Origin of the sequence: Pseudomonas chlororaphis subsp. piscium, from assembly GCF_003850345.1 — a bacterium.
Lineage (GTDB): Bacteria > Pseudomonadota > Gammaproteobacteria > Pseudomonadales > Pseudomonadaceae > Aquipseudomonas > Aquipseudomonas piscium.
Genome location: NZ_CP027707.1, coordinates 623,801 through 642,409 on the forward strand (window position 1 = coordinate 623,801; position 18,609 = coordinate 642,409).

At 63.5% G+C, this 18,609-nt stretch carries 17 protein-coding genes; 11 read left to right on the forward strand and 6 right to left on the reverse strand.

All coding sequences use genetic code 11. The annotated features are described in order from the left end of the window. Positions 1–7: 7 nt before the first annotated feature. Positions 8–721, forward strand: a complete 714-nt coding sequence (locus C4K38_RS02790; protein ID WP_053277188.1) for a PqiC family protein — start codon at positions 8–10, stop codon at positions 719–721. Positions 722–944: 223 nt separating this feature from the next. On the opposite strand, the gene C4K38_RS02795 is transcribed toward C4K38_RS02790, so the two are convergent. After that, positions 945–2,489, reverse strand: coding sequence for an AhpA/YtjB family protein (locus C4K38_RS02795; RefSeq protein WP_053277189.1), 1,545 nt, complete (start codon positions 2,487–2,489; stop codon positions 945–947). 134 nt (positions 2,490–2,623) lie between these two features. Here C4K38_RS02795 and serB point away from each other — a divergent pair, with 134 nt between their 5' ends. Further along, positions 2,624–3,838: a phosphoserine phosphatase SerB gene (gene serB, locus C4K38_RS02800; RefSeq protein ID WP_053277190.1), complete on the forward strand. Its 1,215-nt coding sequence runs from the start codon at positions 2,624–2,626 to the stop codon at positions 3,836–3,838. Between the two features lie 70 nt (positions 3,839–3,908). Here the strand turns inward: serB and asd are convergent, their stop codons facing one another. From asd to C4K38_RS02815, 3 genes are read right to left on the reverse strand one after another with little or no spacing between them, the layout of a single operon-like run. Next, positions 3,909–4,769, reverse strand: a complete 861-nt coding sequence (gene asd / locus C4K38_RS02805) for an archaetidylserine decarboxylase (protein ID WP_053277191.1) — start codon at positions 4,767–4,769, stop codon at positions 3,909–3,911. Between the two features lie 17 nt (positions 4,770–4,786). After that, the gene (gene rhdA, locus C4K38_RS02810; protein ID WP_053277192.1) at positions 4,787–5,602 is read right to left on the reverse strand and encodes a thiosulfate sulfurtransferase; all 816 of its coding nucleotides are present in this window, start codon (positions 5,600–5,602) and stop codon (positions 4,787–4,789) included. Positions 5,603–5,645: 43 nt separating this feature from the next. Then, positions 5,646–7,184, reverse strand: coding sequence for an HDOD domain-containing protein (locus C4K38_RS02815; protein WP_053277193.1), 1,539 nt, complete (start codon positions 7,182–7,184; stop codon positions 5,646–5,648). Between the two features lie 166 nt (positions 7,185–7,350). Here C4K38_RS02815 and motA point away from each other — a divergent pair, with 166 nt between their 5' ends. Both motA and motB read left to right on the forward strand, forming a co-directional pair. Beyond that, the gene (motA, locus tag C4K38_RS02820) at positions 7,351–8,202 is read left to right on the forward strand and encodes a flagellar motor stator protein MotA (RefSeq protein WP_007921402.1); all 852 of its coding nucleotides are present in this window, start codon (positions 7,351–7,353) and stop codon (positions 8,200–8,202) included. 3 nt (positions 8,203–8,205) lie between these two features. Further along, positions 8,206–9,246 carry a flagellar motor protein MotB gene (gene motB, locus C4K38_RS02825; protein ID WP_009046684.1) on the forward strand — a complete coding sequence of 347 codons (1,041 nt, stop codon included), beginning with the start codon at positions 8,206–8,208 and terminating at the stop codon, positions 9,244–9,246. Positions 9,247–9,333: 87 nt separating this feature from the next. Here the strand turns inward: motB and rsgA are convergent, their stop codons facing one another. Next, positions 9,334–10,365 carry a small ribosomal subunit biogenesis GTPase RsgA gene (gene rsgA / locus C4K38_RS02830; RefSeq protein WP_009046685.1) on the reverse strand — a complete coding sequence of 344 codons (1,032 nt, stop codon included), beginning with the start codon at positions 10,363–10,365 and terminating at the stop codon, positions 9,334–9,336. Between the two features lie 107 nt (positions 10,366–10,472). Here rsgA and orn point away from each other — a divergent pair, with 107 nt between their 5' ends. Together orn and C4K38_RS02840 are read left to right on the forward strand one after the other, a co-directional pair. Next, on the forward strand, positions 10,473–11,015 hold the full coding sequence (orn, locus tag C4K38_RS02835) for an oligoribonuclease (RefSeq protein WP_053277194.1): 543 nt from the start codon (positions 10,473–10,475) through the stop codon (positions 11,013–11,015). A 175-nt stretch (positions 11,016–11,190) separates the two neighbouring features. Beyond that, complete coding sequence (locus C4K38_RS02840) at positions 11,191–11,805, forward strand: trimeric intracellular cation channel family protein (RefSeq protein WP_169915460.1); 615 nt, start codon at positions 11,191–11,193, stop codon at positions 11,803–11,805. Here C4K38_RS02840 and queG read toward each other — a convergent pair. Continuing rightward, on the reverse strand, positions 11,787–12,866 hold the full coding sequence (gene queG / locus C4K38_RS02845; protein WP_025808083.1) for a tRNA epoxyqueuosine(34) reductase QueG: 1,080 nt from the start codon (positions 12,864–12,866) through the stop codon (positions 11,787–11,789). The genes C4K38_RS02840 and queG overlap by 19 nt on opposite strands. 63 nt (positions 12,867–12,929) lie before the next feature. Here queG and C4K38_RS02850 point away from each other — a divergent pair, with 63 nt between their 5' ends. The 5 genes from C4K38_RS02850 to miaA are packed head-to-tail and all read left to right on the forward strand — an operon-like array spanning position 12,930 to position 18,557. Next, positions 12,930–13,790, forward strand: a complete 861-nt coding sequence (locus tag C4K38_RS02850; protein ID WP_053277195.1) for an NAD(P)H-hydrate dehydratase — start codon at positions 12,930–12,932, stop codon at positions 13,788–13,790. After that, a complete protein-coding gene (gene tsaE / locus C4K38_RS02855) occupies positions 13,778–14,248 on the forward strand; it encodes a tRNA (adenosine(37)-N6)-threonylcarbamoyltransferase complex ATPase subunit type 1 TsaE (RefSeq protein WP_025808080.1) in 471 nt (156 codons plus the stop codon). The genes C4K38_RS02850 and tsaE overlap by 13 nt, the downstream gene beginning before the upstream one ends. 3 nt (positions 14,249–14,251) lie before the next feature. Next, positions 14,252–15,679, forward strand: a complete 1,428-nt coding sequence (locus tag C4K38_RS02860; RefSeq protein ID WP_197678052.1) for an N-acetylmuramoyl-L-alanine amidase — start codon at positions 14,252–14,254, stop codon at positions 15,677–15,679. Continuing rightward, on the forward strand, positions 15,676–17,586 hold the full coding sequence (gene mutL, locus C4K38_RS02865) for a DNA mismatch repair endonuclease MutL (RefSeq protein WP_053277197.1): 1,911 nt from the start codon (positions 15,676–15,678) through the stop codon (positions 17,584–17,586). The genes C4K38_RS02860 and mutL overlap by 4 nt, the downstream gene beginning before the upstream one ends. After that, positions 17,586–18,557, forward strand: a complete 972-nt coding sequence (miaA, locus tag C4K38_RS02870; protein ID WP_053277198.1) for a tRNA (adenosine(37)-N6)-dimethylallyltransferase MiaA — start codon at positions 17,586–17,588, stop codon at positions 18,555–18,557. The genes mutL and miaA overlap by 1 nt, the downstream gene beginning before the upstream one ends. The last annotated feature ends 52 nt before the right edge of the window (positions 18,558–18,609 follow it).

The following is an 18,609-nucleotide window of genomic DNA, read 5'->3' on the forward strand; positions in this document are numbered from 1 at the left end:
TGGAATGATGACTGCTCTGCGCCTTCCTCTTGTTTTCTTGCTCGCTGGCGTTCTTGGCCTGGCGGGTTGCAGCGTACACCAGCCGGTGTCGCTGTATCAGCTGGACAGCGGAAGTCCAGCTCAACCGGCGCAAAGTGCCGGTATGGCCGTATTGCTGGGCCCGGTACTGGTTGCCGACTATCTGCAACGTGAAACCTTGCTGCAACGTCAGAGCGACGGCAGCCTGCAGGCTTCAACCGACGGTCGTTGGGCCGGCAGCCTGTCTTCCGATATCGATCAGTTGCTGTTGCGTCAGGTCGCCGGCCAGCTGGACAGCCAGCGTGTAGTGCTGGCGCCGGCAAGCACCGGCTTCACTCCGGATGTGCAGGTGCTGCTGTCGATCACTCGCCTGGATTCGGGGGCGTCGCAACCGGCGGTTCTCGATGCGCAATGGCGCCTGATCGATCGCCGTGGACAGGTTCGCGATAACCGTATCGTCCATCTGCAGGAGCAGCATGCCGGTACCACCGCGTCCCAGGTCCAGGCCCAGGGTGTGTTGCTGCAACGCCTGGCCGAGCAGCTGTCGGGTGCCCTCAAGCCGCTGGCCAACCAGCCTGCGGTAGCCGAGGTGCCACGCAAGGCGGCGCCTGCGCCGGCGGCAAAGCCGGTCGAGCAGGAGAAACAGCCAAAGATTCCGATGGCCACACCAATCCGCACGGATATGGAAGTGTTCCGCTTCTGAGTGTTGCGGTTCCAGGACAAAGCCCGCTGATTAGCGGGCTTTGTCGTTTCTGGAGAGTTGTTCGGTAGCTCGGGCGCTCTGCGGTGTTATGCAGATTGCTATCGCGGGCAAGCCTCGCTCCTACAGAAGCAGGTAGGTGCGAGGCTTGCCCGCGATGGCGTCAGCCCGATCAATGCCCAACAAAAAGCCCGCATCGCTGCGGGCTTTTTGTTGGGCGGCTGGCTTACAGCTTGGCCCGGGTCTCGTGCATGCGCGCCAGTTGCCGCTCCAGCATCGATGGATAAGGCTCCATCAGGCGCTCGACGCAGCAGGCGCCTTCCGGGCTGGCGATCGGACGGATGCGCGCGCGCTGACGAATCAGGGCGTCATCGTTGATCTTGCGCTCGACCAGCAGCAGGTTGCGGCTGTGCTGGGACAACGCCAGGGCGTCCTGGGCAGTCTCGGTCAGCAGCAGGTCGATCTGGCTCAAGCCGAACAGCTCTTCGCCCAGGGTCAGGCCCAGTTGCAGCTGCAGGGTGATGCCGCTGTCGGCCACTTCGATTTGCAAGGCGTGGCCCAAGGCGCGCAGCAATTCGCCGCAGCAGATGGCGTTGGTCAGGTAGTCGTCGCCGCTGTCTTCGCTGTGGAACAGCATCAGCGTGCTGCCGTCGTTCAGGGTGTGCAGTTCGCTCTGGTACAGCGAGGCAGCCTGGTCGAGGCAGTCGCGATAACGCTCCAGCAATTCCGTCAGGCGGGCGCGGGGCAGGCGGCGCAGTTGCTCCTGGGCGCCCAGTTGCACGGCCAGTACCGCGCTGTGCTGCGGTTGTGCCGGTACTGCTGGTTTTACAATCGGCTTGGCAGCGGTCGCGCTGGACGAGCTGTCGCGAAGATCGGCGAACGGGTCTTCATCGTCGGCCAGATCCTCTTCGGCGTTGACCACATGCCGCGGCGCGGGCTTGAGGCCGGCCACCGGACTGCTTTCATCGAAGCTCGGGTCACGCAGGTTGCGCACCTCGAAGCTCGGTTCAGCGTCTTCGCTGTCGTCGTAGTCGGTGTCGTCGAGCTCGGCTTCCGGTTCGGGCTCCGGTTCGACCTTCTCCGGCGCGAAGCTGGCGTGCAGCTGGCGCGCCAGGTCGCCGATCTCGTCCTGGCGCTGGGTGGCCGGGGTGTGCTCGTCGATATCCCGCAGCCAGACCCGCAGTTGCATCAGCGGCGTGGAGATGTGCCGCCCCAGGCGCAGGCTCAAGGCCAGGGCCAAGGCCAGCAGGATGGCGCTGAGAATGCCCATGCTCTGCAGGCTGATGGTCATCGGCTGCTGGAATTGTTCCATGTCCAGGCTGATGCGCAGGTTGCCCGCGGTTACGTCCTGGAAGGTGATCTTGGTCTGGTAGACGCCTTCGGTTTCACCCAGCAGGCTGCTTTTCGGGCGCTGACCGGCTTCGGCGAGGATGCGGTTGTCCACGCTGTAGATCGCCGCGTGGGCCACCAGCGGGTTCTTGGTCAGGTTGTTCAGCAGCACGTTGAGGCTGAGGATGTCGTTGGACACCAACAGCTCGGTGGCCGAGGTCGCGGTCTGGGTGGTCAGGCTCTGACCCAGGGCGTCGGCTTGCTCGTGCATGGCCTGCTTGAATTGCAGCCCCATCACGCAGGCATAGATCACCAGGGCCAGGGCGACCAGGATCACGTTATGGCTGGCAATGCGCAATGCAATCGGTACACGGCGATGGCGCAGTGCACGGAAGATCAGCAGGAAGAAGTTATCGGTTTTAACTGGCGTGGGCCGGTTCACTGAGCTCGGCTCTTTTGTCCGTGAAGTTGAGGCGCAGTATAGCGACAGGCCCTAGACCGGCAAAGCGCTGGCTGTGCCCGATGGTCACTGAAAGTGGGTAGAATGCGGTTTTTTTCCACCTGCGGGGGTGCGCCTTGCGCGAAATCGTCCTGATAAACATCACTGGTGAGGACCGTCCGGGTCTCACTGCGGCCATTACCGGCGTTCTGGCCCAGGGTGGTGTGAACATTCTCGACATCGGTCAGGCGGTGATTCACGACACTCTGTCGTTCGGCATCCTGGTTGAAATTCCGGACAACGAGCAGAGCTCGTCGGTGCTCAAGGACATTCTGTTCACCGCCTATGAGCTGGACCAGCAGGTCCGTTTCACGCCGGTTTCCGAAGCGGATTACCAGCAGTGGGTCGGTGGCCAGGGCAAGAAGCGCCATATCGTCACTTTGCTGACCCGCAAGGTCACCGCCGAGCAGTTGCAGCGCGTCAGTTCGATCACCGCCAAGTACGGCTTGAACATCGACCATATCGATCGCCTCTCCGGGCGCATGCCGCTGGATACCCCGGCCGACAAGGGCAAGGGCTGCATCGAGTTCTCCGTGCGCGGCGAAGCGGCCGATCCGCAGGCGTTGCGTGCCGAGTTCCTGAGCGTTGCCCAGGAGCTGAACGTCGATATCGCCTTCCAGGAAGACTCGCTGTTCCGTCGTAACCGCCGCTTGGCGGTGTTCGACATGGACTCGACGCTGATCGAGGCGGAAGTCATCGACGAGTTGGCCAAGGCGGCCGGCGTGGGTGACCGGGTAGCGGAAATCACCGAGCGGGCCATGGCCGGCGAACTGGATTTCCGGGCCAGCTTCAAGGAACGCCTGGCCTTGCTCCAGGGCCTGGACATCAAGGTGCTGGACTCCATTGGCGCATCGCTACGCTTGACCGAAGGCGCCGAGACCCTGTTCGCCGAACTCAAGCGCCTGGGTTACAAGACCGCGATCCTGTCGGGTGGCTTCACCTACTTCGCCAAGCAATTGCAGGCCAAGCTGGGGATCGACTACGTATTCGCCAACGAGCTGGAAGTGGTCGACGGCAAGGTGACCGGTGTCGCGGTCGAGCCGATTGTCGACGCCCAGCGCAAGGCCGATCTGCTGCGCGAGCTGGCCGCCAAGGAAGGGTTGCGCCTGGAGCAGACCATCGCGGTCGGCGACGGCGCCAACGACCTGCCGATGTTGGCGATTGCCGGCCTGGGCGTGGCCTTCCGCGCCAAGCCGCTGGTCAAGCAGTCGGCCAAGCAGGCGATTTCCACCCTGGGCCTGGATGGTGTGCTTTATCTGCTGGGTTTCCGCGATCGCGACGGTCAGCTCTGAGCCGAACCCAAGGTAAAAAAAACGCCGCGATCTGCGGCGTTTTTTATGTCCGGCTTTTTATGCCCAAAGCTCAGGCCTTGGGTAGACCCATGCCCTGGCCCATCTGCACCGGCGAGCCAGCCGCCAGTTCTTCGGCCCACTGCACTTGCTCCGGCCCGAACAGCACGATCGCGGTGGAGCCCAGCTTGAAGCGGCCCAATTCGGCGCCTTTTTCCAGATGGATCGGTGCGCGGGCGGCTTCGTCGTAGCGCACGGTCTTCAGTTCGCGCTTCGGCGGAGTCACCAGGCCGGCCCAGACGGTTTCGATCGAGGCCACGATCATCGCGCCCACCAGTACCACGGCCATCGGGCCGCGCTCGGTATCGAAAACGCACACCACGCGCTCGTTGCGGGCGAACAGCTCTGGCACGTTTTCCGCGGTGGTCTGGTTGACCGAGAAGATCCGCCCCGGCACGTAGACCATTTCCCGCAGGGTGCCGGCCAACGGCATGTGCACGCGGTGGTAGTCCTTCGGCGACAGGTAGATGGTGGCGAAATCGCCGCCCATGAACGGGGCTGCCAGGGCCGAATCGCCACCCAGCAGTTCCAGCACGCTGAAGCTGTGGCCCTTGGCCTGGAATACCCGGCCGTGTTCGATCGGGCCGAGCTGGCTGACCGCGCCGTCGGCCGGGCTGAGGATCGCTCCCGGAGTCTGGTCCAGCGGGCGGGCGCCGTCTTTCAGGGCGCGGGTGAAGAAGGCGTTGAAGTGCTCATAGGCGGTCAGGTCTTCCACCAGCGCTTGCGACATGTCCACCTGATAACGCTTGGCGAACCAGGCGGTGAAGGCATTCTTGAACCAGCGCACGCGGCACTCGGCGATGCAGCCGGCCAGGCGCGACAGCAGGTGGTGAGGCAGCAGGTGCTGGCTGAGGATAAACAAACGCTTTTTCATTAACTGTCCTTAAACCTTTAAATCTCTACGGGCGTGTCAGGGTGGTTGCCCCATTCGCCCCAGGAACCGGCATAGCCTTTGACTCGCGGATAACCGAGCGCCTTGGCCACCAGATAGGTGAAGCCAGAGCGATGGTGAGTCTGGCAGTGGGTAATCACTTCTTTGTCTTTGCTGATGCCGAGCTGTTCGAGGATCTGCGGCATGTCGCCGCGGATCCGCAGGTTACGCGCCTGGTCCATGCCAGCGGTCCACTCGAAGTTGATCGCGCCGGGAATATGCCCACCTTTGGCGGCGAGGACTTTCTCCCCCGAGTACTCCAGCGGTCCGCGGGCATCCCAGATCGCCAGGTCGGCCGCGCCAAGACGGCTTTGCAGGTATTCGCGGGTGGCGGTCGGCTCGTCGTGCAGGGTCAGGGTGACAGGGCCGCCGACGGCTGCCGGGACTTCGTTCGAGACCGGCAGGCCGTCCGCCAGCCAGGCCAGCAGCCCGCCGTCCAGGTAGTGGTAGCGGGAGTGGCCGATGACATCCAGCAACCAGATGAACCGCCCGGCCCAGCCACCGCCTTCGTCGTCGTAGACCACGTAGACCGCGTCCGGGTTATGCCCCAGTTCGCCGAACAGGGCTTCGAGGGCCGCCTGTGGCGGCATCAGCCCTGGCGCCGGCGCCTGACCGAGCTGGGTGCGTTTGGGGTCGACGAAACGCGCGCCGGGGATGTGGCCCGCGGCATAGCGGGCGGCGCTGGTCAGGTCCACCAGGATCAGTTCGCGGGCGTCCAGGCGAGGGAGCAGGTCGCTCGGCTCGATCACCAGCGGCAAGCCAGAGAAGTCAGGCATGTGAGGTCTCCAGGGCACAAAGGGAGGGATTGTAGCGCAAGCGTCAGCGGCTGCGGTTGGTAAAGCTGTGCAGGGCCTTTTCGATGCACTGGGCGGTCTTGCCGAACGCCTGTACGGAGATTTCCGAGAAGGGTTGGCCGCCCTGGTCGGCGACGATCAGCATGATCACCCGGCCATTGCTGGGTACCGAGCGCATCAGCAAGTGCTCGCCACGAAACAGCGTGCGCAGGCTGGCGGGCAGGCGGGCGGAGAGCTGGGCGTTGTTGGTCGGCGTCAGGCGCACTTGCGCCGGGGCGTCCAGCAGTCGCTGCAATACGCTGCTCTGACTGATCGTCAACGTCAGGCTCGAGGCTGGCGCAGGCAGCCCGGCGATCTGATGCACCCGCAACTGGGTCCGCGTGCGGTCGACCATCAGCAGCATCACCCGGCGCATGCCGCACGCCACCAGGGCGTCGCGGGCAAAGGTGGTCAGGTGCATGGCATTGCTGAAACGGCTGGGTTCCACCAGCAATTCGCTGCACTGCTTGCGCCACTTGGTCAGGTCTTCGGTGGTTGGCGCGGCGACCGGGAGTTCACCACGATGCACGCGACGGGCCTCCCAGGGCCAGAGCAGTGCCTCGGCCGGGTGCCACAGGTCGGGCATGTGGTGATGCCGGGCACTCTGCGCGGCTTGCTGGTGCAGCTGTTGCTGCAGCTCATCCATCGACATCTGCAGGTACAGGCTGGTCAGGTATTGCCAGCGCATGCAGTGCGGGCCGGTCCAGGACTCTTGCGCCGAGAGGGCCAGGGCGTTGGCCAGCAACACACTGTTGGCCGGTTGGTTCAGCCAGCGTTGCAGGGCCGGATCGGCATCCAGGCATTGCTGCTGGTGCAACGGGTGGGCGTTGTCCCGGGCGATATGCAGGGCCTTGACCAACTGGTCCTGCTCGTCGATCAGCAGGCGGTAGCCTTGCTGTACCCAGATCGGCAAGTGCCAGACCTCCACCAGGGCCTGGCCCAGCTGAAGCAGGCCGACGCCGAACAGTTGCTGCTCGACCTCCTGGACCGGCTCGGCCTTGTGGATGACACGCAGCTCCCACTCTTCGAGCAGTTTTGGATAGGTCAGCGCCAAGGGCCACAGCGGCGAGAGAAATAGCAGGCTGCCCCAGTGAATGTCCTGCCAGAGCCTGGCCAGGCGCCCGGCGAAAAAGCCGTTGGCCTGTTGGGTCGCGTGCTGGCTGATCAGTTGCAACTGGCGCAGCCCGACCGGGATCTCCTGCTCGGGCTGGGCGGGCAGGCGGGCGAGCAATTCTTCGGTACGCGCGAGGCCCAGGCGGTTGAGGGCGATCTCGAGGTTCTCGGCCGGCTCGCTCATACTGCCGTGGGTGTGGCGATTGGCTTCGCGGATCACGCTCAAGGCCAGCGCGGGGCTGTCCTGCATCAGGTCGGCAATGTCGCGCAACGAGCTGCGATTGTCCCTGATGGCTTTGCAGACCCGGTCGTGGCTGGCTTGCGGCACCGGCAGGTGGACCGCGTCAAGCAGCTTTATCCAGGATTCGAGGGAGTGGGGAGCGGTAGTTGGGACTGTCGTTTCATTAGACATGGCTGGGCGCAATCATCGTCTGCTGTAAACACGCCCAGAGCGGGCCAAACTGGCTTTTCGCCTTAACGGCCTATAGTCTGGCGCAGTTTTGCCGATAAGTAGAAGAAGAGTTTTAAGAACTTCCGAATATGACCTTGAACCCGACTCAGTAAGTACCTTCCTACCTATGGCTAAAATTATCGGCATCATCGTCGTGTTCGCGAGCGTGCTCGGCGGATACGTGCTTTCTCACGGCAAGATTGCCGCCCTGATCCAGCCTTTCGAGGTTCTGATTATCGGTGGCGCCGCGCTGGGGGCGTTCCTGCAGGCGAACCCCGGCTACATGACCATGCACGTGCTCAAGAAGTCCTTGGGGATGTTCGGTTCGCGTTTTTCCCAGACCTTCTACCTGGAAGTGCTGGGGCTGATCTACGAGATCCTCAACAAGAGCCGCCGCGAAGGCATGATGGCGATCGAGGGCGATATCGAAGATGCCGCCGCCAGCCCGATTTTCGCCAAGTACCCATCCGTACTCAAAGACGAGCGCATGACCGCGTTCATCTGTGACTACCTGCGCATCATGTCCTCCGGCAACATGGCTCCCCACGAGCTGGAAGGCCTGTTCGACATGGAGCTGTTCAGCCTCAAGGAAGACCTCGAGCATCCGTCCCATGCGGTCAACGGCATCGCCGACGGCATGCCGGGTTTCGGTATCGTCGCGGCGGTACTGGGTATCGTGGTGACAATGGCGTCCCTGGGCGATGGCGACCAGAAGTCCATCGGCCTGCACGTAGGTGCGGCGCTGGTCGGTACCTTCTTCGGTATTCTCGCGGCCTACGGCTTCTTCGGCCCGCTGGCCCATTCCCTGGCGCACGACGCCAAGGAAGAGCTGAACGTCTATGAAGCCATCAAGGCCTCCCTGGTGGCCTCGGCTTCCGGCATGCCGCCATCGCTGGCCGTGGAGTTCGGGCGCAAGGTGCTGTACCCGGCGCACCGTCCGAGCTTCGCCGAGCTGGAACAAGCGGTTCGCGGTCGCTAAGCCATGGAAAACAATCAGCCGATTATCATCAAGCGCGTCAAGCGCTTTGCCGGCGGGCATCACGGCGGGGCGTGGAAGATCGCTTTCGCCGACTTCGCCACGGCGATGATGGCGTTCTTCCTGGTGCTGTGGCTGTTGTCCACCGCCACCCCGGAACAGAAGATCGCCATCGCCGGTTACTTCAAGGACCCGATCGGCTTCTCGGAAAGCGGCACGCCCTACATCATCGACCTGGGCGGTTCTCCCGAGCTGGCACCGGAAAATACGCTCAACCCCGAGATCAAGTCGCAGCCGCAGCCGGACAAGGTTACGGTCGACACCGATCAGGTCGAGAGCATGGCCGAGCAGGTTGAAAGAGAGCGTCTGGAACTGTTGCTGCAGGAGTTGCAGAACAAGGTCGAAGAAAACCCGCAGTTGCAGAAGTTCAAGGACCAGATCCTGTTCGAGATCACTCCGGACGGCCTGCGTATCCAAATCATCGATTCGGAAAACCGGCCGATGTTCGACTCCGGCAGTGCGCGTCTGAAGCCGTACTTCGAGGACATCCTGCTGGCCATGGCCGACACCATCAAGGCGGTGCCGAACAAGATCAGCATCAGCGGTCACACCGATGCCAAGCCTTACGCGGGCACTGGCGATTTCGGCAACTGGGAGCTTTCGGCCAACCGTGCCAACGCCGCGCGTCGGGCGCTGGTGGCGGGCAGCTATCCGGACGGTCAGGTGGCTCGTGTGGTGGGTTATGCCTCGTCGTCGCTGTTCGATCGCAAGGATCCGTTCAATCCGATCAACCGGCGTATCGACATCGTAGTGCTGACCAAGAAGGCCCAGCGCGCGATCGAAGGTGAAGTCGCTCCCGAGGCTCCGGCGCCAACCCAGGGCCAGGGCGCCCCGGGTGAAGTGCCGGTCGATCCGAACGCCTTGCCGCCGGAGCAGGAGCCTTTGCCGGCCCATGAGCTGCGCGAGCGCCTGAATATCTTCGACGACGCTGCACCGAAGACCGAAGGTGCGGCTGCACCCGCAGCTACGCCTCCCGCTGCGCGGTGATGGGTAACAGCAGGTTCTGTTAAAGAGTGCTTGATAAAAAAGGCCGCGATCATCGCGGCCTTTTTTGTTTCTGCGTGGTGCTACCTATTAATAGCTGCTGTCCGGCAGGCTGGCGATGATCGAGCGATAGCTGTTCATCCGTTGCTGCTGGATCCGGCCGTCTTCCAGGGCCTTGAGCAGGGCGCAGCCCGGTTCGCGGTCATGCTTGCAGTCGCGGAAGCGGCAGGTGCCCAACAGGTCGTTGAACTCGATGAAACCCGCTTCGACATCGGCGCGGCTGACGTGGCCCAGGCCGAATTCGCGAATCCCCGGGGAGTCGATCAGTTCACCGCCGCCCGGGAAGTGGAACAGGCGCGCGGTGGTGGTGGTGTGGGTGCCCTGGCCGGACAGTTCCGACAAGGGCCCGACGCGGGTTTCGACGTCCGGCAGCAGGCTGTTCACCAGCGACGACTTGCCCACGCCAGACTGGCCGACGAACACGCTGATCCGCCCGTCCAGCTGCGCTTGCAGCTGTTCCATGCCATTGCCGTGGTGGGCCGAGACTTCCAGCACCGGATAGCCTAGTTGCCGATAGACCGCCAACAGGGCGTTCAGGGCAGGGGCGTTCTGCTCGTCGATCAGGTCGAACTTGTTGAGCAGCAGCAGCGGGCGGATGCCGGCATGTTCGGCCGCTACCAGGTAACGGTCGATCAGGTTGGCATGGGGCTCGGGCAGCGGGGCGAAGACGATCACGATCATGTCGACGTTGGCAGCGACCGGCTTGAGCTGGCCGCGGCTGTCCGGACGGCAGAGTTCGGTGTGGCGCGGCAGTTGCGCGACGATCACGCCGATGCCCTGGTTGCCCGGGCGCCAGACCACCTGATCGCCGGTCACCAGCGCCGGCAGGTTGGCGCGCAAGTGGCAGCGGAACACCTGGCCGGCCAGTTCGCCCTCGCGCGCCTCGACCTCGACCTGCACGCCGAAGTGAGCGATCACCAGGCCGGTCTGTTCGGGGCCGAGATCGCCGCCTTCCAGTGCTTCCACGGCAGAGGATTCACGTTTGGCGGCGCGGGCGGCGCGTTCGCCTTGAATCTTTTCGATGCGCCAGTTTTGGCGACGATTGAGCTGGCGTTTGGCCATTGGTGTTCCGTGTCGAGAATGCGGCGGTTAGGTAAAACGGCCGCGAGTTTAGCACGCCAGCAGGTCCCTCTAGGCTAAACTGCGCAACTACGCCGAGGAGCCCACACATGCAAAACCCGCAGAATCTGATCTGGATCGATCTGGAAATGACCGGTCTGAACCCTGATACCGACGTCATCATCGAGATGGCGACCATCGTCACCGATAGCAATCTCAATACCTTGGCTGAAGGCCCGGTCATCGCCATCCACCAGAGCGATGAAATTCTCGCCGGCATGGATGAGTGGAACACCCGTCAGCATGGCGGTTCTGGGCTGACCCAGCGCGTGCGTGAAAGCCGCATCAGCATGGCTGAAGCCGAAGCGCAGACCATCGCTTTCCTGGAACAGTGGGTGCCCAAGGGCAAGTCGCCGATCTGTGGCAACAGCATCTGCCAGGATCGCCGCTTCCTGTATCGCCATATGAAGGCGCTGGAAAGCTACTTCCACTACCGCAACCTTGACGTTTCCACCCTCAAGGAACTGGCGGCCCGCTGGGCGCCGGACGTGCGCGACAGCTTCAAGAAAGGCGGCACCCACCTGGCCTTGGACGACATCCGCGAGTCCATCGCCGAGCTGCAGCATTACCGCAAGCACTTCATCAAGCTCTGATGGTTTGGCGTTGAATTCATCGCGGGCAAGCCTCGCTCTTACAAGTCCGAGTGATCCGTAGGAGCGAGGCTTGCCCGCGATAGCTCGCGCCGGAGTCTCCAGCAATTCCAGCTGGCGCCCCCTTTTGGTGCCAGCAGCAACTGAGTAGACTGCGCGCCTTCCTGTAAGGACCGCCATCATGCTGCTGATGCTTTACCTGATTGCCATTACCGCCGAAGCCATGACTGGCGCCTTGTCTGCCGGTCGTCGCGGCATGGACTGGTTCGGGGTGGTGTTGATCGCTTGCGTCACGGCCCTGGGCGGCGGTTCGGTGCGTGACGTGTTGCTGGGGCATTACCCGCTGACCTGGGTCAAGCACCCGGAATACCTGGTGCTGACCTCGGTCGCGGCCCTGGTGACCATCTTTATCGCGCCCTTGATGCGCCATCTGCGTTCGCTGTTCCTGGTGCTCGACGCCGTGGGGCTGGTGGCTTTCACCCTGATCGGTTGCATGACCGCCCTGGAAATGGGCCACGGCATGGTGGTGGCATCGGTCAGCGGGGTGATTACCGGGGTGTTCGGCGGCATCCTGCGGGACATCTTCTGCAACGATATTCCGTTGATCTTCCGTCGCGAGCTGTATGCCAGCGTCTCGTTCGCCGCGGCCTGGTGCTACATGCTCTGCATCTATCTGCAATTGCCCGGCGAGCAGTCGATCCTGATCACCCTGTTCGGTGGTTTCCTACTGCGTCTGCTGGCGATCCGCTTTCACTGGGAAATGCCCAAGTTCGTCTACAACGACGAGCAGTGACGGCTGGCATGCTGCTTCAGCGCCCATTCCACGTGTTCGCGCACCAGTTCTGACGGGTAGTCCCGACGGGCCTTCAGGGCTTCCAGCACCGGAATGCTCGACGGCGCGTTGCCCAGCCCTACCGCCAGATTGCGCAGCCAGCGCTCGTAGCCGGCGCGGCGTAGCGGCGAGCCTTCGGTGCTGCTGAGAAATTTGTCCTCGTCCCACATGAAGAGTTCGGCCAGCTCGGCATTGTCGAGATTGTGGCGCGGCTTGAAGTCGCCTTCGCCGGAAGGGCGGGCGAAGCGGTTCCACGGGCAGACGATCTGGCAGTCGTCGCAGCCGAACACCCGATTGCCGATCAGTGGGCGCAGGTCCTCGGGAATGGCGTTTTTCAGTTCGATGGTCAGGTACGAAATGCAGCGCCGGGCGTCCAGTACATAAGGGCCGACGAAGGCATTGGTCGGGCAGATGTCCAGGCACGCCGTGCAGCGGCCGCAATGCTCGCTGGCGTGGGGTTCGTCCACCGGCAATGGCAGGTCGACGAACAGTTCGCTGAGGAAGAAGTAACTGCCAGCCTTGCGGTTGAGTACCAGGGTGTTCTTGCCGATCCAGCCGAGCCCGGCCTGTTCGGCGATGGCTTTTTCCAGCACCGGGGCGCTATCGACGAAGGCGCGATAGCCGAACGGGCCGATTTCCTTCTGGATGCGCTCGGCCAGTTGCTGCACGCGCTTGCGGATCAGCTTGTGATAATCGCGGCCCAGGGCGTAGCGCGAGACATAGGCTTTTTCCGGCTGGGCCAGGCGTTGCGCCATCTGGGTATCGCCGGGCAGGTAATCCATGCGCAGGGACACCACGCGCAGAGTGCCGGGCACCAGCTCGTCCGGATGGGAGCGTTTGCTGCCGTGGGCGCCCATGTAGTCCATCTCGCCGTGGTAGCCCGCTTCGAGCCAGCGCTCCAGGTGCTGTTCATGCTCGGCCAGGTCCAGGCCGCTGATGCCGACTTGCTGAAAGCCCAGCTCGCGGCCCCAATCCTTGATCGATTGGGCGAGGGCGGGCAGATCGGTGGTAATGGCAGGCATGAGGCGAGAGAAACCGGGGCTGAGGTGCGTATAATTCTGCCAGACATCGGAGCCCGAAGACGCATGCCGCAGACAAAACACCCTTTACCCGACATTCAGTTGCTGACGCCCGGCACATTGCCGCGGCTGGCCGCCCGTTCGCCAAGCGCCCATAAAGGCCAGTTCGGGCACCTGTTGCTGATCGGCGGCGATCGCGGGTTTGGCGGTGCGGCGCTGCTCTGCGCTGAGAGTGCCTTGCGCAGCGGTGCCGGGATGGTGTCTCTGGCGACGCGCAGCGAGCACGTTGTGGCCGCTCTGGCGCGGATCCCGGAGGTCATGGCCTTGGGCACGGACTCGGCCAACCAGTTGATGGGCTTGCTGGAGCAGGCCTCGATCATCGTGGCCGGGCCCGGGCTGGGCCAGGCGGCCTGGGGGCACAGCCTTTTATCTGCCGCCGCCAATGCGCCACGACCCCAGGTCTGGGACGCCGACGCGCTCAATCTGCTGGCCAAGGGCGGTTTGACCTTGCCGCCAGGTAGCGTGATCACCCCGCATCCGGGGGAGGCTGCGCGGCTGCTGGGGATTTCCACCGCGCAGGTGCAGGAGGATCGCCCGGCCGCAGCTCGGGCGCTGAGCAAAAAATACACAGCTGTCGCCATCCTGAAGGGCGCAGGAAGCCTGGTTGCCAGCCCTGACGGCCGTCTGGCTCGTTGCGACCGGGGGCATCCGGCCATGGCCTCGGCGGGGCTGGGGGATGTGCTGGCCGGTCTGGTCGGGGCCCTGCTGGCCCAGGGGATGCCGGCGTTCGATAGCGCTTGCCTGGCGGTCTGGCTGCATGCCGTCGCGGGCGAGCATCAAGGTAAATTGGGCCGGGGGCTGGCGGCCAGCGATCTGATTCCGGCCATTCGTCAGTTGCTGGAGGAGCAAGCACCGTGTCTGAAATAACCCTGTATCTGGCAGACGAAGACGCCATGATCGCCTTTGGCGCGCGCCTAGCACAGATCACTCAAGGGCTGGGCGTGATCTTTCTGGAAGGCGATCTGGGAGCGGGGAAAACCACGCTGTCCCGGGGCCTCATCCGTGGCCTGGGACATGCCGGCGCGGTGAAAAGCCCGACCTTTACCCTGGTCGAGCCCTACGAGATCGGCGATGTGCGGGCCTTTCACTTCGATCTTTATCGCCTGGTCGATCCTGAGGAGCTGGAGTTTCTCGGCATCCGCGATTACTTCGAGGGTGATGCACTGTGTCTGATCGAGTGGCCCCAGCGTGGTGCGGGGTTTTTGCCAAAGCCGGACCTGACCATTACCATTAGCCCGCATAACAGCGGGCGTTCCCTGCATTTGTTGTCTCAAGGCTCGCGTGGCGAGGCCTGGTGTGCCGCTTTGGCGTTGGAATTCAAATAATTGATGGGGTTAGGTATGCGCATTCGCGCGTTGGTTGCTGTCGTAGGACTGTTGCTTACGGCATTGGCCGTCGACGCTCTGGCCGCTACACAGGTCCGCAGCGTTCGCCTGTGGCGGGCACCGGATAACACTCGACTGGTATTCGACCTGTCCGGTCCGGTGCAGCACAGCGTCTTCACCCTGACGGCCCCTGATCGTCTGGTGATCGATATCAACGGTGCGACCCTCGGCGGGCCGCTGAATGTCTCCACGGCGAATACGCCGATTACCGCCATGCGTTCGGCCCAGCGCACGCCCTCCGACCTGCGGGTGGTGGTCGACCTGAAAAAGGCTGTCACCCCCAAGAGCTTTACCCTGGCGCCCAATGCCCAATACGGCAACCGCCTGGTGGTCGACTTGTTCGATAACCCGGCGGACGCCGCGCCGACGCCGCCACCCGCGCCGAATGTCGCGACCGTGCCAGCCGTCCCGGTAACGCCGGCCAAGCCTGAGATCAAGCTGCCACCGGCCCCGGCCGGCAAGCGCGATATCGTCGTGGTCATCGATGCCGGTCACGGTGGCGAGGACCCGGGTGCGTCCGGCTCTCGCGGCCAGCATGAGAAAGACGTGGTATTGGCCATCGCCCGTGAGCTGCAGCGCCAGATCAACGGCCTCAAGGGCTTCCGCGCCGAGCTGACCCGGACCGGCGACTACTTCATCCCGCTGCGCGGTCGTACCGAGATCGCCCGCAAGAAAGGCGCCGACCTGTTCGTCTCGATCCACGCCGACGCGGCACCGTCCAGCGCGGCCTTCGGGGCCTCGGTGTTCGCGCTCTCCGACCGTGGCGCCACCTCCGAGACGGCCCGTTGGCTGGCGGACAGTGAAAACCGTTCCGACCTGATCGGCGGGGCCGGCAACGTCAGCCTCGATGACAAGGACCGGATGCTCGCCGGCGTATTGCTGGACCTGTCCATGACCGCTTCGCTGACTTCTAGCCTCAACGTTGGCCAGAAAGTGCTCAGCAACATCGGCCGGGTCACCCCGCTGCACAAGCAGCGCGTCGAACAGGCCGGGTTCATGGTGCTCAAGTCTCCGGACATTCCGTCGATCCTGGTGGAAACCGGCTTTATCTCCAATGCCAACGAAGCCTCGAAGCTGGCCACCACCAGCCACCAGCAGGCATTGGCGCGCTCCATCAGCAGTGGCGTGCGGCAGTTCTTCCAGCAGAACCCTCCACCGGGCACCTACATCGCCTGGCTGCGTGATTCCGGGAAGATTGCCCAGGGGCCTCGCGACCACCGCGTGAGCCCGGGGGAAACCCTGGCGATGATCGCCGTGCGTTATCAGGTTTCCGCCGCCACCCTGCGCAGCGCCAACAACCTGAGCAGCGATGAGTTGAAAATCGGTCAGACCCTCACCATCCCGGGTACAGAACTGGCGGCCAAGGAATGAATGACGCAGTAATCAGCAGCGCCCGCATCGAGCTGCTCAGCCCACGACTGGCGAACCAGATTGCCGCCGGTGAGGTGGTCGAGCGTCCGGCCTCGGTGATCAAGGAGTTGCTGGAGAACAGCCTGGACTCCGGCGCCAAGCGCATCGATGTGGATGTCGAGCAGGCGGGCGTCAAACTGCTGCGGGTGCGCGACGACGGCAGCGGGATTTCCGCGGACGATCTGCCGCTGGCCCTGGCGCGCCACGCCACCAGCAAGATCCGCAACCTCGAGGACCTGGAGCAGGTCATGAGCCTGGGCTTTCGTGGTGAGGCACTGGCGTCCATCAGCTCGGTCGCCCGCTTGACCCTGACCTCCCGCACCCGCGAGGCCGATCAGGCCTGGCAGGTGGAAACCGAAGGCCGCGACATGGCGCCGCGCGTGCAGCCGGCGGCGCACCCGGTTGGTACTTCGGTGGAAGTCCGCGACCTGTTCTTCAACACCCCGGCCCGGCGCAAGTTTCTCAAGGCCGAGAAAACCGAGTTCGATCATTTGCAGGAAGTGATCAAGCGTCTGGCGCTGGCGCGTTTCGATGTGGCTTTTCACCTGCGCCACAACGGTAAAAGTGTCCTCAGTCTGCATGAAGCCAACGATGATGTGGCGCGCGCGCGGCGAGTCGCTGCGGTGTGCGGTTCGGGCTTTCTCGAGCAGGCGCTGCCGATTGAAGTCGAGCGTAATGGCCTGCATCTGTGGGGCTGGGTGGGCTTGCCGACCTTTTCCCGCAGCCAGGCGGACCTGCAGTATTTCTACGTCAACGGTCGCGCGGTGCGCGACAAGCTGGTGGCCCACGCGGTGCGCCAGGCCTACCGCGACGTGCTGTTCAACGGTCGGCATCCGACCTTTGTGCTGTTCTTCGAAGTCGATCCGGCGGTGGTCGACGTCAACGTGCACCCGACCAAACACGAAGTGCGCTTCCGTGACGGGCGCATGGTCCACGACTTCCTGTATGGCACCCTGCACCGCGCCCTGGGCGATGTGCGGCCGGAAGACCATCTGGCGGCGCCGGCAGCGGTCGCCGGCATAGTGCGGCCGAGCGGTATCGAGGCCGGCGAGTTCGGCCCTCAGGGTGAAATGCGCCTGGCGGCGAACATGACGCTGGAACAGCCGCAGGCCCAACCGGCCTTCAATCCTCCCGGGACCGGTTCAGGCGCGGGTTATCAGTACCAGTACACACCGCGTCCGCAGCCAGTACTGCCGGCAGCCGAGGCGCAAAGCGCCTATCGCGAGTTTTTCGCGCCCTTGCCTGAGTCCGGGGCGGCGGCCTTGCCGGATGCTCAGGGCGATATCCCGCCGCTGGGCTATGCGCTGGCGCAGCTCAAAGGCATCTATATCCTTGCGGAAAACGCCCAGGGTCTGGTGCTGGTGGACATGCATGCGGCCCACGAGCGAATCATGTACGAGCGCCTGAAGGTGGCGATGGCCAGCGAAGGCCTGAGCGGCCAGCCGCTGCTGGTGCCAGAGTCGATCGCTGTCAGCCAGCGCGAAGCGGACTGTGCCGAAGAGCACGTCAGCTGGTTCCAGCGCCTGGGCTTCGAGTTGCAGCGCCTGGGCCCGGAGTCGCTGGCGATCCGGCAGATTCCGGCCTTGCTCAAGCAGGCAGAAGCCAACCGCCTGGTGCATGACGTCCTGGCCGACCTGATGGAATACGGCACCAGCGACCGTATCCAGGCGCACCTCAACGAGTTGCTGGGCACCATGGCCTGCCACGGCGCGATCCGGGCCAATCGCCGTCTGGCCCTGCCGGAAATGAACGGTTTGTTGCGCGATATGGAAAACACCGAGCGCAGCGGTCAATGCAACCATGGCCGACCGACCTGGACCCAGCTGGGCCTGGACGATCTGGACAAACTCTTCTTGCGCGGTCGTTGATGAGCCAGCTTCCCCCAGCGATCTTCCTGATGGGCCCGACTGCCGCTGGCAAGACCGACCTGGCCATCGAACTCACCAAGGTTCTGCCTTGCGAGCTGATCAGCGTCGATTCGGCGCTGGTCTACCGTGGCATGGACATAGGCACCGCCAAGCCTTCCAAGGAAATCCTGGCCGAATTTCCGCACCGCCTGATCGATATCCTCGACCCGGCCGAGAGCTATTCGGCGGCGGATTTCCGTACCGACGCGCTGGCGGCGATGGCCGATATCACCGCGCGTGGCAAGATTCCGCTGCTGGTAGGCGGCACGATGCTCTATTACAAGGCTTTGCTCGAAGGCCTGGCAGACATGCCTCCGGCCGACCCACAGGTTCGCGCCGAGCTGGAAGAAGAAGCTGCGCGCCTTGGCTGGCAGGCCCTGCACGACCAACTGGCGGCAATCGACCCAGAATCGGCGGCGCGGATTCATCCCAATGATCCGCAGCGCCTGACCCGGGCGCTGGAAGTCTATCGGGTCAGCGGCCTGAGCATGACCGCCCACAGACTGCGACAATCTGCGCAAAGTACTGAAGCAGCCGCTTCGGGACGGGGACAATTGCCCTATACTGTCGCGAACTTGGCCATTGCCCCGGCAAACCGTCAGGTACTGCATGAGCGTATTGCACAAAGATTCACAATTATGTTGGAACAGGGATTCGTCGACGAGGTCGTAGCTCTGCGTTCTAGAAGTGACCTGCATGCCGGGTTGCCGTCTATACGTGCTGTAGGCTACCGACAGGCCTGGGATCATCTGGATGGCAAGCTGACATTCGCCGAGATGCAGGAGCGCGGCATCATTGCCACGCGCCAATTGGCGAAGCGCCAGTTCACCTGGTTACGCAGCTGGGCTGATTTACACTGGCTGGACAGCCTGGATTGCGACAATCTGCCACGCGCCTTGAAATACCTGGGAACGGTCTCCATATTGAGCTGAGTCCTTGCAATTGCCGTCTATCCTTGGGGGTGGGGCGGTTTTAGCCATCTGT

Coding starts and splice junctions, on each gene's coding strand:
- C4K38_RS02790 (WP_053277188.1), top strand. CDS start 8: ATGACTGCTCTGCGCCTTCCTCTTGTTTTCTTGCTCGCTGGCGTTCTT.
- asd (WP_053277191.1), bottom strand. CDS start 4,769: ATGAAAAAGCGTTTGTTTATCCTCAGCCAGCACCTGCTGCCTCACCAC.
- rhdA (WP_053277192.1), bottom strand. CDS start 5,602: ATGCCTGACTTCTCTGGCTTGCCGCTGGTGATCGAGCCGAGCGACCTG.
- C4K38_RS02815 (WP_053277193.1), bottom strand. CDS start 7,184: ATGTCTAATGAAACGACAGTCCCAACTACCGCTCCCCACTCCCTCGAA.
- motA (WP_007921402.1), top strand. CDS start 7,351: ATGGCTAAAATTATCGGCATCATCGTCGTGTTCGCGAGCGTGCTCGGC.
- motB (WP_009046684.1), top strand. CDS start 8,206: ATGGAAAACAATCAGCCGATTATCATCAAGCGCGTCAAGCGCTTTGCC.
- rsgA (WP_009046685.1), bottom strand. CDS start 10,365: ATGGCCAAACGCCAGCTCAATCGTCGCCAAAACTGGCGCATCGAAAAG.
- orn (WP_053277194.1), top strand. CDS start 10,473: ATGCAAAACCCGCAGAATCTGATCTGGATCGATCTGGAAATGACCGGT.
- queG (WP_025808083.1), bottom strand. CDS start 12,866: ATGCCTGCCATTACCACCGATCTGCCCGCCCTCGCCCAATCGATCAAG.
- C4K38_RS02850 (WP_053277195.1), top strand. CDS start 12,930: ATGCCGCAGACAAAACACCCTTTACCCGACATTCAGTTGCTGACGCCC.
- C4K38_RS02860 (WP_197678052.1), top strand. CDS start 14,252: ATGGGGTTAGGTATGCGCATTCGCGCGTTGGTTGCTGTCGTAGGACTG.
- mutL (WP_053277197.1), top strand. CDS start 15,676: ATGAATGACGCAGTAATCAGCAGCGCCCGCATCGAGCTGCTCAGCCCA.
- miaA (WP_053277198.1), top strand. CDS start 17,586: ATGAGCCAGCTTCCCCCAGCGATCTTCCTGATGGGCCCGACTGCCGCT.